Source organism: Elusimicrobiota bacterium, from assembly GCA_028718185.1.
In the GTDB taxonomy this organism is placed as follows: Bacteria; Elusimicrobiota; UBA8919; order UBA8919; family UBA8919; genus JAQUMH01.
Window position 1 is genome coordinate 15,163 of record JAQUMH010000012.1, and the last position, 14,454, is coordinate 29,616.

The window sequence follows — 14,454 nt, forward strand, 5'->3', positions numbered from 1 at the left end:
TCATAGCAAAGAGAAATAACATGAAGAAAAATCCATTATTAATATTATTGTTTTTAACTATGAACTATGAACTATTTACTCTGAACTATCTTTATGCTTCTGCCGTAGGTACAACTGCGGGTATAATAATGATGCAACCTGTGGGTGTGAGACAAATGGCTCTTGGTGGTTGTGGCACATCTTTAGATGAAGATATTTATACGCTGTATTTTAATCCCGCTGGTCTTGCTTCTATTTCAAGAAAGCAAATATCTTCATTTTTTACTAGCGGATTAAGTGATGATTATAAAGCTTCAGTTATTTATAATCAACCGTTATTAACTAGAAAAAGATCTAGTATTGCTTTTGGAGTTTTACATCTGAATGGCGGCAAAATTGAAATAAATTATATAGATGGCACGTCGAAAAGTGCTGTTTCCCAATCTGACTTTATGGCTACTATTGGTTGGGGATGGTATTTATCGGAAGACTTTTCAATGGGATATAATATAAAATGTTTATCAACAAGACTTGTAGAAGAATATAATGCTTCCGCAGCAGCTTTGGATACGGGTATGCTATTAAGAAGTAAAAACAAGAGGCTGCATTTTGGTCTTTCGGTTCAAAATTATGGTACGTCAATAAAATATAGGAGCAAAGGTGAATCACTACCGTTCCTTGTTCGTAGCGGTTTGTCTTATAATCTGCCTATTAGTAATAATAATTCATTGCTTGCTGTTGCAGACAGTTTTGATTTGATTAAAGAAGAAGGTATCTATAGTTCAGTCGGACTCGAATATTCTCTTTATGAAAGATATTTTTTGAGAGGCGGTCTAAAAATTCTGCCTGATAGAAACAATTATACCTTAGGTTTGGGATTTAGATTTTATGACAGGTTTTCGGTTGACTTTGCTACCGAACTTAACAGTATTAGTAATCCATATCAGGTTTCTTTTTTGATGAGATTTGGCGGGGAAGAATCAGAACAAGAAAATGAAGAAAGTCGGTTGAAAAAAGTACAAGAAGCAATGATAAAGCAAAAGTTTAGAAGTAAGAAAAGTAAGTTGGAAGAACAGAAAATCAATGAATTGCAGAAAGGTAATATTATAAATATCGCAGTTGCTAACTTCGAAGGGAATAATGTTTCTCAATCAGATGCTTCTATTGTTGATGATTTCTTAAGGATAGAACTTGAAAAATTAAGTACCCTAATAAAACCTGGTACCTATAATTTAATCGGAAAAGCAGATATGGATAAAATACTTGCAGAAGCAGCTTTTCAACGGTTAGGCTGTGCTACTCCTGATTGTGCAGTTCAAATAGGGAAAATTTTAAATGCACAGCAGATTATTATCGGTAATCTTTCAAAACTTATAGATACTTATTTGATAACAGTGAATCTTGTTGATGTTGAAACAGGAAGTATATTAAAATCAGAAAACGTTAAAGCATATTCCGCAGAAGAACTTAACGACGCATGTAAAATTCTTGCCAATCTTATTCTATTTTCAAAATAAGGAAAACCGCGACAGACGTAAAGATTATATTAGAAAGCCATGATGCAAGTAATGGTGAAAGGGTCTGGTTAAGTCCCATAGCTTGCCCTAACGATACTCCTCCCCAATAAAGAAACCCGACAAATATAGCTACGGCAAATGAGAATATTTTTGCAGTTTTTGCCATTTTTATTGCAAAAGGGATTCCTAAAAGCAACATTGTCAAAATAGATACAGGTCTCGCAAGCTTTGAATATTTAAAAACCATTTCCTGGTGTGACGGGATTCCGGATTTTTTAAGTCGTACAATCAGGTCGGATATTTCCCTATAAGACAGTTCGTCAGGGTCTTTCTTAATATTAATAAATTCCGACGGTTTTTTATTAAACGGGATTTTTTTTGCAGTGAACTTTTTTATTGTAAAATTACCGTTATAAAAGTCACATATTGTAGTGTCAGTAATCTCCAGCCATCCGTCTTTCCACTTCGCTTCTTTAGCGGTTATTTTTTGCTTTAAATTCATTTTGTCATCAAGCTCAAGTAGAATAAGCCCAGAAATCTTTTCGTTGTTACCATCAATCATTTTTGCTGAAAATATTTTGTCTTTTTCAATCTGGACAACATTAAATCCTTCATTTGTTTGATATTTCTGTTTTTTTATATCATATTTCCAAATTTGAGTGAATTTCTTGTTTGAATTTATCAATACGGTATTATTAAAAAAAATAAAGATAATGGTAAATAAAATACCTGCAAAAATTATTGATGATACTATTCTTAAGATACTGCATCCCGAAGTTCTTAATGCAGTAATTTCATTATTTCTTGCTAAATCACCTACAGAAAAAAGTGTAGCTAAAAGTATTGCCACCGGAAAGATTAGAGAAAGCCAATTAGGAAACGAGTAAAGAAGTGATAAGAAGAATGAAGACAACGATGCATTTAATTTAAAAATTATGTACAGGCGGTCAAAAATATATGTTATGCATATAATGAATGAAAAAACTGCGACCGAAATGGCCAGTGATTTGGAAAAAGTAATTGTTAAATATTTATCTATAATTTTCATACAATTTAATAATTATTTTTTAATTAATTTTAGTGTCAGTAAAGCGCCTATTATTCCAAATGTAAAGTTTGGGAACCATACTGCAGCCACTGGATTTATGAAACCCTTTTGACCCATAGTAGTCCCTGCTATTAAAAGCGTGTAATAGGCAAATATAATTGCGATAATAGATGTAATTCCAAAGCTCTTTGCTCTTTTTTTATAAAGTAATGACAGGGGAATTGATACAAATATAAGTATAAAACCAGCGCAAGCCAGGGCGATTCGCAAATGGAATTCAGTAATATATAAATTTTTCAATTCGGGCGCAACCGTTTTGAGTTTTTTTAATAAATCCTTTGATTTTAATTCTCGTATGCTAACCTCTCTGTTTGCTAGGAAATCTGTATTGTTGTTTACTGCGAGTACCATTTCATTGGTTAAAAAATTGCAAACGCTAAAATCTCCGATTCTCTTAGAATTCTCCTGAAAAGTCATACCATTGTTTAAACGGAATAAGAATCCTTTTTCCTCCGCTATAACCATTTCCGCACTTTTTGCTGTTGTTATTGTAGGGAGTCCCTCCTCCCACTTGTAAATTAACACACCTTTAAGGGTATTATCTTTTTGGATTTTTTTTACGTAGATATCATAATTTTGGATTTGAATAAAATTTTTCTCAGAGAACTGCGTAACAGGGTTTTTATAAAGTATGGGGTAATAAAGTTTTTTAAATTTTGAATTTGCTTGCGGCGCTAATGTGGAATTTACATGAAACATAAGTAAGGACAATAAAAATGAAATTACTGCAACTGGTTTTATAATTGAGGTGGTTGCTATGCCTGCGGTTCGTATTGCAGTTATTTCATTGTCTTCATTCATGCGGCTGAAAAGCAAAACACTGCCGGAAAATATTGATATAGGAACCGAAAACATAAAAAGCGAAGATAGCAGATATAAAAATAATTTTAAAGTATCTAGAAAATTTACACCTTTGTTTAAAACTAAATCAGCAAGAAAATCAAAAATCTGATCCATAAGTAATATTAAGGTAAATACTGAAAGTGAAGTAAGGAATTTTGGTAAAAATTCTTTGATAATATATCGGTCAATTATTTTCATAGACGCAGATAGCGGCGGATTTTTAAAGTATCGCTGATGACCGCTGATTTATATCCGCAGTCATCCGTACCTTACATTTGCGGCTATCTACGTCTATTATATATAAAGTATTTGATAGAATCAAGTCTATTTTTTTTGAGTCCCTAACTGAAGGTTAGGGACATAAAAGGGTGTTATAGGAAATCCGCCAAAGTATCAGTGCTTGCCCGCCAAAGCAGTAGTGGCGGGGCGGAGCGGGGGCGGGTCCATATAAATTTATATTGTTAAATTGAATATTATTTGCTAAAATACTATAAGTAGAGAACTGTCTTAATTTTATGCCGGTATCTGGTGTATTTGTGCAAAACATATTAAAAAAATATTTATTAATGAAAAAATATATTTCAATCACGTTTATCTGGATTGTTTTTCTTGCCTGTATTTCCGCTGTTTATGGACAGGAATTAGATATGGATGAATGGCAGCAGATAAGAAAACAGAAAGAAGAAAAAACGTTTAGTGAAGAAACAATAAATACTGCCAAACCTGAATCATTTCAGGCAAGTTCAACTACGATTACTTCCGAGCCGACATTACCTCCAATACTTTCCGAAGGAATAGAACTTCCTTATGATTCAAAACTTGCGATTTCGGGCAGGAAGTTTATCGGTATGAAATTTTCAGTCTCAAAATATCTCAATAAGAGGGATGACGGTAGAACAGAACCGACAGCTGCCGGGTTTGAACTGGACCAGCAGCTTCAAGTTAGGGTTAAGGGGACGGTTAAAAAGAAAATTTCCGTGAATGTTGATTATGACGATACGGTTGAAAGTAAAAAAGATATTTCTATTATGTATCAGGGTGATCCTGATGAATTTGTACAGCAGGCAGCATTTGGTGATATTACACTTTCGCTTCCCGGAACAGAATTTGTTTCGTACGATAAGGCAGCATTTGGTGCTATGGCAAAGCTAAAATATAAGAATGCCAACATGTACGGAGTTTTTTCAAGGACAAAAGGTACAACTGAAACAAAACGATTTCATGGTTCAACTACATTTGAAAAGAAAGATATTTATGATATATCGTATCAAAGAAGAAAGTATTATAGGTTGACGCTTGATTCATCTCAGCTCCCGATTAAACCGGGTAGCGAAAGGATTTACATTGATGATAAAAATGCGCAAAATAATACCATCCTTACTTCTACAATTACAGCATGGGATGTTAATGCGTCTACCATAATTGTTTTGACGGCGGAATTGGTTTATCCCGGCAGCGACTATACTGTAGATTATGAAAGAGGGATTGTGGTTTTTAGAAAAACAATTGCCCAGAATTATGTTATTGTAGTGGATTATGAGAAAAAAGATGGAACAAGAGCTGTCAAAGGCAACCCATTAGATTCCTATCAAATAATAAAAGATGAAAATGAAGCGCTTAAATATGAACTGAAAAATTATTACTCAATAGGACGTACTAAAATTATAAGAGATGACAACAGAAATAACTTTATTTTAAAAATATTGGATTTAGCGCGTATAGAAAAACCAGACGTTGCTCAGTATCCGACAAATGTAGAAGTTGACTTTGAAGCAGGGACTTTTAGATTTACTGACTCGGCAGGAAATGATAAAGAACCATTCCCGTCAAGTACATATGAAAACACGCCGACCCGCAATTATATTATTTACACCGAATATAGGTACCGCACAAAATCTTATCTTGTAAAACCCAACATAGTTCCGCTATCGGAAAAAATTCTAATGGATGGGGTACCTATTAATCGTGATACAGATTATTTTATGGACTACGATTCCGGTTTTATTACTTTTTTGAATGAAGAGAGAATTAGTGATTCAACGCTTATAGATATAACATATGAATGGATGCCTTTCGGCGGACAGATGGATCAAACAGTCATTGGACTTCGTGGTGAGTATGCACCTTTTAATAATTTTTCGTTTGGCTCAACGTTCTTATATAATTTCCCTGCAAAACCATTAACCTCTCCGGATGTGCATTCAACTCCGGAAAGTATTTCTGTATATGAATTTGATTCCAGAACAACATTCGCTAATTTACCGCTTAAACCTTCTTTTTCAGGTGAATATGCTGGAAGTATTAAGAATCCAAATATTTTTGGTAATGCACTTATTGATAATATGGAAGGCATTAAACAAGCGGATACAATGACTACTGATAAGAATTATTGGAAATATTCTGCAAATATTTCGGCAGAAGTTACAGCGAATAGTTCTCTTTATTGGGAAAACATAGATGTAAGAATGGGTGATATTAACTCTTCAACTTCTCAGGATGAGATAGAGACGAAAAAACAAGTATTATATGTTGCCTACAAACTCAATTCAAACAGAGAAGCATCAATTGTTTATCCTATTTCGCGGCTTGGAGTGGACTATACAAAAAAACTTTTTTTAGATTTTTGGATGTATGGTAACAGTATTGGTAGTTCCGGTGATGAAATTACAATCAGTCTCGGTTCGTTAAACGAGGATGCCGACGGTGATGGTATATTAGAGACTGAAGATAAAAATTCTGACGGTATTTTAAATCCGGGTGAGGATGTGGGAATTCCCTTTCATCATCCTGATGGAAGTATTACTATTATTGGAGCGAACAACGGCAAGATTGATACTGAAGATCTTGATGGTGACGGTATATTGAGAAGAAAAGATTTAATTTTGGGCAGTTTTGATATGTCAAACTTTGTCAATACGGATGGTTCTATCGGATTTAAGGATGAAACTGGTACAGTTTATAAGAATATTTCATGGACAGGATGGAAACATTTTGTATTACCGCTCGGTGATACAGCAACATGGGAAGCGGTAAAACAAATTCGGTTAACTATAAAATCACCGCTTGGGAATTCAAATGTTACTAATGTTCAATTTACCGATATATCAATTGTAGGGAATAAATGGGAAAAACCAACCGTTTATGGAACCGGAATTAACAATATGATGACTGCTACGGCAATTAATAATGTTGATAATATCGGTTACACTCCATTATATAGTCAATTTCCCTCACTTTATACAGATCTTTATAATCTTGCAAAAAAGGATTTAACGGGGAAAAAGGAACAGGCACTTTCTTTGAAGTATACACTTGAAAGCGGTTCAACAGCAACTACAAAAACTGTTTTTGCGAGTGCTGCTAATTATTCAAATCATAAAAAACTGACATATTTTTTATGGGGTAATAATTCAGGTGGAGCTGTATTTTCTATGCAAATTGGAGCTGATTCGGCATATTATGAACATACTATAGTCCCGGACTGGGTTGGCTGGAAAAAAATTGTTTTGGAGCTTGTTGATATAAATAAAGATGCTAAACCGGATACAATTATTGCAAGCGAGGGTACAATTAAGGTTATAGGTAAACCAGCACTTACTAATATATCCCAAATAAAACTTCTTGTAAAAAATACAACTGGTTCAAAAATCGAGAATGGCGAAATTTGGGTTGATGAAATTTATTTAGATGAAGCATGGCAAATGTCCGGTTATGCACATAGGGAAAATGCTGATTTTTCAATTCCTGGCTGGGCAACATTTGGGGCAAAATATAAATATATAGATCGCGATTTTCAAACGCTAACTACGCAAATTGCAAATCGTGATTATGAAGAGATGTCAGGTTATTTAAATATGCCTCAAATATGGTTTTTAAAACCATCGTTTTTAAATTGGATTTCTATTCCGCTGAATACATCTGTTTCAAAGATACTTACAGTAACACCGTCAGCAGTACAAACGGGGGATACAAATCTTGTTTCAATTTTAGATGAGGGAAAAGTTACAACAGTTACAGGTAACGGTTCCACTTCAATTACAATCCAAAAATTTCCACGGATCGGTGCATCATATTCAAAATCAATCACGGAAACAAACCTTACATCTCAACGTGATGAAACCAACTCTTATAGTGGTACTTTTGATTATACAAATCCGCTGAAACTTTATGTTACGCCAAATGATTTATCAGCATCATATTCAAGATCAAATTCATATTTAGGTAGACCGCAAAGAAAAGTTGTGAATTTCGGGGATTTGCTTGGCCAAACAACAAGCTGGTATTTCCTGACGTATACGGATAATTATTCCGGCAGGACATCTTTTACACCATTAAATTGGATGGATGATTGGATAGGCATAAAACCGTTTTCGAATCTTTCATTAACGCCAAATTATAAGTATACTATCACACAAGAACGAAAACGATTAATATTTGATGAAGAAACAAAGTATCCCAAAAATGATAGTCAGGCAGCATCGTTAGCAACCTCATTCCGTATTTTCTCCTGGTTCCAACCCGCTGCCTCTTACAATTCAAATATAAACCAGACATATAATTTAATAACTTCAACTACCGGTAATGTTACAACTAATACAAAAAGTATTGACAGGACAGCCGGCGGAAATGTTTCAGTTTCGTTATCTTCAAGAGATATTATTAATTTCAAACCAATGAATTCGCTTTCACTAAATTCTTCATATGAAATAGCCGATGGGGATTCTTATGAAAATGTAAGAAATGAAATATACATTTATAATAAATTATGGATAAGAGATTTCATGGTATTTGAAGATACCGGAACAAAACGGAGATCATATACTATTTCAGATACTATAAGGGAAAATGCGAGGTGGGCGCCATTTGAATTTATAGATTTCCAGGGACGGCTCACGCCTATAAAATCCATAATGACAACTTCCGCGTATTCAAAAACAGATAGAAGAAATGATACTACCGGGACAACGAGCCGATCTGTTACGCTGAACTGGCCGGATATTAGTGCAGGAATATCAGAAACGGAAAAGTTTTTTTTCGTTGAAAAATATGTAACTGATACACAAGTCAACTTAAGATATACAAAAAGGATTACGGATGATTATGCGTTTAGCAGAAAAATAAAATATGACCAGTCAATAGCTACCTCGTATGATTACAGGTTTAATTTTATAAAAAAGTTTGATTGTTTCACTTCATATAGCCTTACCACAAATTTGAGTGAAGATATAAGTCAGAATAGGATTATGGGTGATGGAAAATCGCAAACGGCAGCATTTCAGGTTGGCTATAGATATAAAGACTGGCGATTTACTCCGCGCTATGACTGGCAAAATAACTTTGAAGTTGATGGAACACCTAAAGTAACAAAGGATTCTGTAAATCAAACTTATTCAGTGGGTGTAAACTATGATGTTTCCAAACCCATTTTGTGGAAATTACCATTTTCGTCAATAGTAATAGATCTTAAAAATCGTTTTACTTTGACGAGTAATTTAAGATATGCTACAAATACTGATAAAATAGTAGATGTTAATAACACCGATACATATTCTTTATCACTAAGCGGAGATTATTCTATTTCCGATAATTTGCAGATAAATTTAGGTTCTTCCGGTTCTTATTTTAAAAATAGAAAAAGAAAGCAGGATAATTATTATTCTTTCGACATTTCTTCTTCGCTTACTATTACTTTCTAATTTTTTACTTGACCCGATACTTAAATTTATGTATCATGTACGGCGTTAGTTAATATTTTTATTAAGTGAGATTAATGAAATTAAAAATTAAATAGCAAGATTAGGTTTTCTGACTTGTTATTAAAAAGGGGGATAGCATGAAGGTAGGTATTAATGGTTTTGGCAGGATAGGGCGGTTAGTGGCAAGGGCAATATTGGAAAAAAATTCTAAAAATATTGAACTCGTTGCGGTGAATGATTTATATGATGCTAAATCTAACGCGCATCTTTTAAAGTATGATTCTGTTCACGGTAGATTTCCCGGCGATGTAAAAGCTGAGGGTGAAGATATTATCTCTGTTAATGGCAAGAAAATAAAAGTTCTTAAAAAGAAAGACCCTGCAGAACTCCCATGGAGGGAATTAGGTGTTGAAGTTGTCGTTGAATCAACCGGACTTTTCACGGTAAAGAAAGATGGAGTTAATAAAAAAGGTAAAGAAGTTAAAGGAGCTGAAAATCATATAACAAAAGGCGGTGCAAAAAAAGTAATAATTTCTGCTCCGGCAGAAGGTGAAGATATTACAATTGTTCTTGGAGTGAATGAAGATAAATATGATCCCAAAAACCATCATGTTATTTCAAATGCTTCCTGCACAACTAATTGTCTGGCTCCGGTAGCAAAAGTTATAAATGATAATTGGGGAATTGAAAAGGGGTTGATGACCACAATTCATGCTTACACGAATGACCAGCGGTTACAGGATATGGCTCATTCTGATATGCGTCGTGCGAGAGCGGCAGCAGTCTCTATGATTCCTACATCAACAGGTGCGGCAAAAGCAATTTCTCTTGTAATACCGGACTTAAAAGGCAAGCTTGATGGTTTCGCCATTCGAGTTCCAACCCCGAATGTTTCAGTAGTTGATTTAACTGCAACTATGAAGAAAAACGCGACTGCCGAAGAAATTAATAAAGCAGTAAAATCTGCAGCTGAAGGCAAAATGAAAGGAATTCTTGGATATTCAGATGAACCAGTAGTATCAATTGATTTTAATCATTGCCCTTTATCATCTATATTTGACGCACCGTTTACAAGAGTTCTTGACGGTAATTTGGTAAAGATTCTTGCATGGTATGATAATGAGTGGGGATATTCAAACAGGGTAGTTGATTTGATTGAATATTTGATTAACAAAGGAATATAATCGCTCACAAGCAAATTTTTTTGAGACGCTCGTTTGCTACTCGCTCTGCAATTTGCTCCTGGAACGAAAAGGTCGCAAATTGAGGCTCTTCAAAAATTTCTTGCTTCGCTCCGCGATGACTAGAGGAGGAGGCGGTGAATAGGTAGATAAGCGGATAAGGTGATAAGAGAAGTATTCTTATCCACTAACCTGCTTACCCGCTTATCCGCTGAAGTAATTATGACGAAACTTACGATTCGGGATGTTGATTTGAAAGGTAAGAAGGTTTTGATGCGGGTTGATTATAATGTGCCGTTGGATAAGTCACAGAACATCACCGATGACACGAGAATAAAAGAATCAATTCCTACTATAAAATATCTTATTGATAATGGTTGCAAAATTATTTTATGCTCTCATTTAGGCAGACCGAAAGGTAAGGTTGCCCTGGAATTTTCATTAAAGCCGGTTGCTAAGAGATTAGCGGAATTGCTGAAAATAGATGTAAAATTTGCGCCGGATTGTATTGGTGAAGAAGTTAAGAAACTTGCTTCCGGTTTGAAACCTAAAGAGATTTTGTTGCTTGAAAATCTCAGGTTTCATCCTGAAGAAGAAAAGAACGATGAAAAATTTGCAAAACAGCTTTCGGAACTTGCAGATTTTTTTGTTCAGGACGCTTTTGGAACAGTTCATCGTGCCCACGCATCAACAGCCGGTGTGAATAGATATTTACCTTCAGCAGCAGGTTTTTTACTTGAGAAAGAGATAAAATATCTTGGCGATACGTTGCAAAACCCGAAAAGACCGTTCATAGCTATTCTTGGCGGTGCAAAAGTTTCTGATAAAATTAGTGTAATTGAAAATCTTATAAAAAAAGTTGACGCAATTTTAATCGGTGGTGCGATGGCTTACACTTTTTTGAAAGCACAGGGAATATCGATTGGTAAATCCCTTGTTGAAGAAGATAAACTAAATTTAGCGAAAGATCTGATGAAAAAAGCCGGCAAAATTCAGTTTTTACTTCCGATTGACCATATAATAGCTGATAAAGTTGATGCAAGTGCAAATGTCGAAGAAACAAAAAGTATTGATATAAAAGATGGTTGGATGGGTGTTGACATCGGCTCGACAACAATAACAAAATACAGCAGTGTTATTAAATCGGCAAAAACTATCGTTCTTAACGGTCCTATGGGTGTGTTTGAGATTGATAAATTTGCTAAAGGAACAAACGCAGTTGTTTGTGCAATTGCCGAAGCCACATTAAAAGGTGCGATTTCAATCATAGGTGGCGGCGACAGTGTTTCTGCTGTTAAAAAAGCCGGTGTTTCAGATAAGGTTTCACATATTTCTACCGGTGGCGGTGCTTCGCTGGAGTTTTTAGAAGGCAAAGACTTACCGGGAATCGCAGCATTAAAGGATAAATAGTCTCGCTCGGGAATTGTCTCGCAGAACCGTGTTCCCGACGTAACGTCGGGACACTCTGTCTCACTCGTTCCGCTGAATGTGTAAGCGGAACTCCGTGAAGTTCTGCTCAACAACTCCCTCGCTCCGCGATTGAAAGATTCTTCAAAAATTTGTTGCTTTGTTTTGAAATTTAAAGGATATTAAAAACAAATGAAAGGTAAATAACAATGAGTTTAATAAATCGGATAAAAAATGAAGTAAGGGCGTTACGGGATATTGTTTATTATAAAATGTATTATTCCCCAAAGTCCGAAAAAGACATTGTAAGAAATTTTCATAAACTTTATTATGATTCCAATGTCATGCACAAGACTTGGCGTAATACATATTGGCTGGGTGTTCGTGCATTAAAATGTCCGTTGGATCTTTGGATATACCAGGAAATTATTTATGAACAGAAACCGGATGTAATAATAGAAACCGGAACTGCGAACGGCGGCAGTGCACGGTATTTGGCTACAATGTGTGATTTTGTAAATAACGGAAAAATTATTACTGTGGATATTGAAAATGTTGCCAACCGTCCCCAGCATAAAAGAATACAATATTTACTGGGTTCGTCTATTTCCAAAGAAATTGTCGAACAGATAAAAAAGCAGATAAGCGATAAGGATAAAGTGATGGTTATACTGGATTCCGACCATAGGAAAGACCATGTCCTTGAAGAATTAAAAATTTACAGCAAATTTGTCACGAAAGGCAGTTATTTGATTGTAGAAGACAGCAATGTAAACGGACATCCGGTGAATATTTCTTTTGGTCCCGGTCCATATGAGGCAATTGAAGAATTTTTAAAAGAAAATAAAAATTTCGTTATCGACGAAGAAAAAGAAAAATTTTTAATGACATTTAATCCCAGCGGTTACCTGAGAAAGATATAATAGGGAAATCGAGAACGGTTGTTAATGCCAACTAAACAGGCAACTCTTTTGGTTTTATTATTTCATTACACATAGCACAAAACACATTACACAATAAGTGAGGAAAAAGATGATTGAACAGGAATTTTTAAAAAAACTAACTGTAAAAACGGATACAAAAATTGTGCTTGTTGTAATGGATGGGTTAGGCGGGCTTCAAAATGAAAGTGGTAAAACAGAACTTGAAGCGGCAAACCATCCCAATTTAGATAATCTCGCTAAAATTTCAATATGCGGTTTATCAGACCCCATTTCACCTGGAATTACTCCCGGCAGCGGGCCTGCGCACCTTTCACTTTTTGGTTACGACCCGTTAAGACATGAAATCGGTCGCGGGCTTCTAGATACGCTTGGGATAGATTTTGAATTTACCGTTAACGACATGGCAGCACGGGGAAATTATTGTACAGTCGACGATAAAGATATAATTACTGACCGTCGTGCCGGGCGGATTTCAACCGACAAAAATATAGAACTTTGTAAGAAACTTGACGGTATGGAAATTGACGGAATAAAAATATTTGTAAGACCTGTCAAAGAACACAGGTTTTCAGTAATTTTCAGGGGTAAGGATTTATCTGACAAGCTTTTAGATTCCGACCCGCAAAAAGAGGGATTAAAACCGCCGGACGTTGTTGTTATAGATAAATCTGCTGTCCGTTCTGCAGAAATTGTCAATAAATTTATCCGGAAAACGAAAGAGATTTTAAAAAATGACCATCCTGCTAATATGGTTTTGCTTCGCGGATTTTCTAAAATGGTTAATTTACCGAAATTTCAGGAAGTTTATAAACTTACGCCTGCCTGTATTGCTTTATATCCTATGTATAAAGGTCTTGCCCGGTTATGCGGTATGGAAGTTGTAAAAGCGGGTGATACCATAGAAACGGAATTTTCAACATTGAAAGAAAATTTTTCAAAGTATGATTTCTTCTACATGCATATAAAACAGACGGATTCTTCAGGTGAAGACGGCGATTTTGCGAGAAAAGTAAAAGTGATTGAACAAGTTGATAAATCAATACCCGTATTGACAAGTTTAAACCCTGATGTTATAATAGTAACCGGAGACCATTCTACACCTGCAGTGAATAGCGGTCATTCCTGGCACCCGGTACCTTTATTAATTTATTCTAAAAAATGTAGGTTTGATAAAGTTGAAAGGTTCGCGGAAATGGATTGTATTTCCGGAGGTTTAGGAAGAATTTCAGCAAGAGACGTAATGCCGCTGGCGCTTGCGAATGCAGGAAAATTATTGAAATATGGCGCATAGATATCGCTCGGGAACAAATTTTTTTGAAACGCTCATTAGAACTCGCTCTGCAATTTGCTCCTGGAACAAATAAGTTGCAAATTGAAGTTCTGCAAAAATTTTTCCCTCGCTGCGATAAAAGGAATAAAAAATATGTATGGATTTATTTTGACGGTTCACATTATAGTAAGTGTTGGGTTGATTTTGGTTGTGCTTTTACAGGCTGGAAAGGGAGCGGGTATTTCCGGGCTTTTTGGCGGTGGCGGTAATGAAGCTGTGTTTGGTGGTAATACTACGCCTGGGATTATCAAAAAAACTACCACTACCATGGCAGTGGTATTTATGATAACATCGCTATTACTGACAATTGTTGCTGTCCGAACAAGGGGCAGGTCACTAGCTGAAAAAATACCGATAGCTTCTCAAAAACCGCAATCAGCACAACCGGCAGCACCAACAGCGGCACCAACAACTCCTGCCCAACCTAAGAAATAATTTAGAATTAATTT

9 protein-coding genes are annotated in these 14,454 nt (G+C 35.3%); 7 read left to right on the forward strand and 2 right to left on the reverse strand.

Features of this window, described 5'->3' with window-relative positions; genetic code table 11:
• Nucleotides 1-20: 20 nt before the first annotated feature.
• Nucleotides 21-1,496 (forward strand): PorV/PorQ family protein, encoded by a 1,476-nt coding sequence (locus tag PHE88_10865; GenBank protein MDD5688321.1) that lies wholly within the window; start codon nucleotides 21-23, stop codon nucleotides 1,494-1,496.
• On the opposite strand, the gene PHE88_10870 is transcribed toward PHE88_10865, so the two are convergent.
• Entirely contained in the window at nucleotides 1,477-2,544 is a 1,068-nt protein-coding gene (locus PHE88_10870) for an LptF/LptG family permease (GenBank protein MDD5688322.1), read from the reverse strand. The genes PHE88_10865 and PHE88_10870 overlap by 20 nt on opposite strands.
• A gap of 12 nt (nucleotides 2,545-2,556) precedes the next feature.
• Entirely contained in the window at nucleotides 2,557-3,645 is a 1,089-nt protein-coding gene (locus tag PHE88_10875; protein MDD5688323.1) for an LptF/LptG family permease, read from the reverse strand.
• A 338-nt stretch (nucleotides 3,646-3,983) separates the two neighbouring features.
• Here PHE88_10875 and PHE88_10880 point away from each other — a divergent pair, with 338 nt between their 5' ends.
• The 6 genes from PHE88_10880 (at nucleotide 3,984) to secG (ending at nucleotide 14,440) form a co-directional block, all read left to right on the forward strand.
• Entirely contained in the window at nucleotides 3,984-9,143 is a 5,160-nt protein-coding gene (locus PHE88_10880) for a hypothetical protein (GenBank protein ID MDD5688324.1), read from the forward strand.
• A gap of 137 nt (nucleotides 9,144-9,280) precedes the next feature.
• The gene (gene gap / locus PHE88_10885) at nucleotides 9,281-10,327 is read left to right on the forward strand and encodes a type I glyceraldehyde-3-phosphate dehydrogenase (GenBank protein ID MDD5688325.1); all 1,047 of its coding nucleotides are present in this window, start codon (nucleotides 9,281-9,283) and stop codon (nucleotides 10,325-10,327) included.
• Nucleotides 10,328-10,546: 219 nt separating this feature from the next.
• Nucleotides 10,547-11,734, forward strand: a complete 1,188-nt coding sequence (locus PHE88_10890) for a phosphoglycerate kinase (protein ID MDD5688326.1) — start codon at nucleotides 10,547-10,549, stop codon at nucleotides 11,732-11,734.
• A gap of 206 nt (nucleotides 11,735-11,940) precedes the next feature.
• Nucleotides 11,941-12,654: a CmcI family methyltransferase gene (locus tag PHE88_10895; GenBank protein ID MDD5688327.1), complete on the forward strand. Its 714-nt coding sequence runs from the start codon at nucleotides 11,941-11,943 to the stop codon at nucleotides 12,652-12,654.
• 109 nt (nucleotides 12,655-12,763) lie between these two features.
• Nucleotides 12,764-13,966 carry a 2,3-bisphosphoglycerate-independent phosphoglycerate mutase gene (locus PHE88_10900; GenBank protein MDD5688328.1) on the forward strand — a complete coding sequence of 401 codons (1,203 nt, stop codon included), beginning with the start codon at nucleotides 12,764-12,766 and terminating at the stop codon, nucleotides 13,964-13,966.
• A gap of 132 nt (nucleotides 13,967-14,098) precedes the next feature.
• Nucleotides 14,099-14,440, forward strand: coding sequence for a preprotein translocase subunit SecG (secG, locus tag PHE88_10905; GenBank protein ID MDD5688329.1), 342 nt, complete (start codon nucleotides 14,099-14,101; stop codon nucleotides 14,438-14,440).
• Nucleotides 14,441-14,454: the final 14 nt, after the last annotated feature.

Bases quoted from the DNA above. Each gene is read 5' to 3' on its own strand.
- PHE88_10865 (MDD5688321.1), top strand. From the start codon at position 21: ATGAAGAAAAATCCATTATTAATATTATTGTTTTTAACTATGAACTAT.
- PHE88_10890 (MDD5688326.1), top strand. From the start codon at position 10,547: ATGACGAAACTTACGATTCGGGATGTTGATTTGAAAGGTAAGAAGGTT.
- gap (MDD5688325.1), top strand. From the start codon at position 9,281: ATGAAGGTAGGTATTAATGGTTTTGGCAGGATAGGGCGGTTAGTGGCA.
- PHE88_10900 (MDD5688328.1), top strand. From the start codon at position 12,764: ATGATTGAACAGGAATTTTTAAAAAAACTAACTGTAAAAACGGATACA.
- PHE88_10895 (MDD5688327.1), top strand. From the start codon at position 11,941: ATGAGTTTAATAAATCGGATAAAAAATGAAGTAAGGGCGTTACGGGAT.
- PHE88_10875 (MDD5688323.1), bottom strand. From the start codon at position 3,645: ATGAAAATAATTGACCGATATATTATCAAAGAATTTTTACCAAAATTC.
- PHE88_10870 (MDD5688322.1), bottom strand. From the start codon at position 2,544: ATGAAAATTATAGATAAATATTTAACAATTACTTTTTCCAAATCACTG.
- secG (MDD5688329.1), top strand. From the start codon at position 14,099: ATGTATGGATTTATTTTGACGGTTCACATTATAGTAAGTGTTGGGTTG.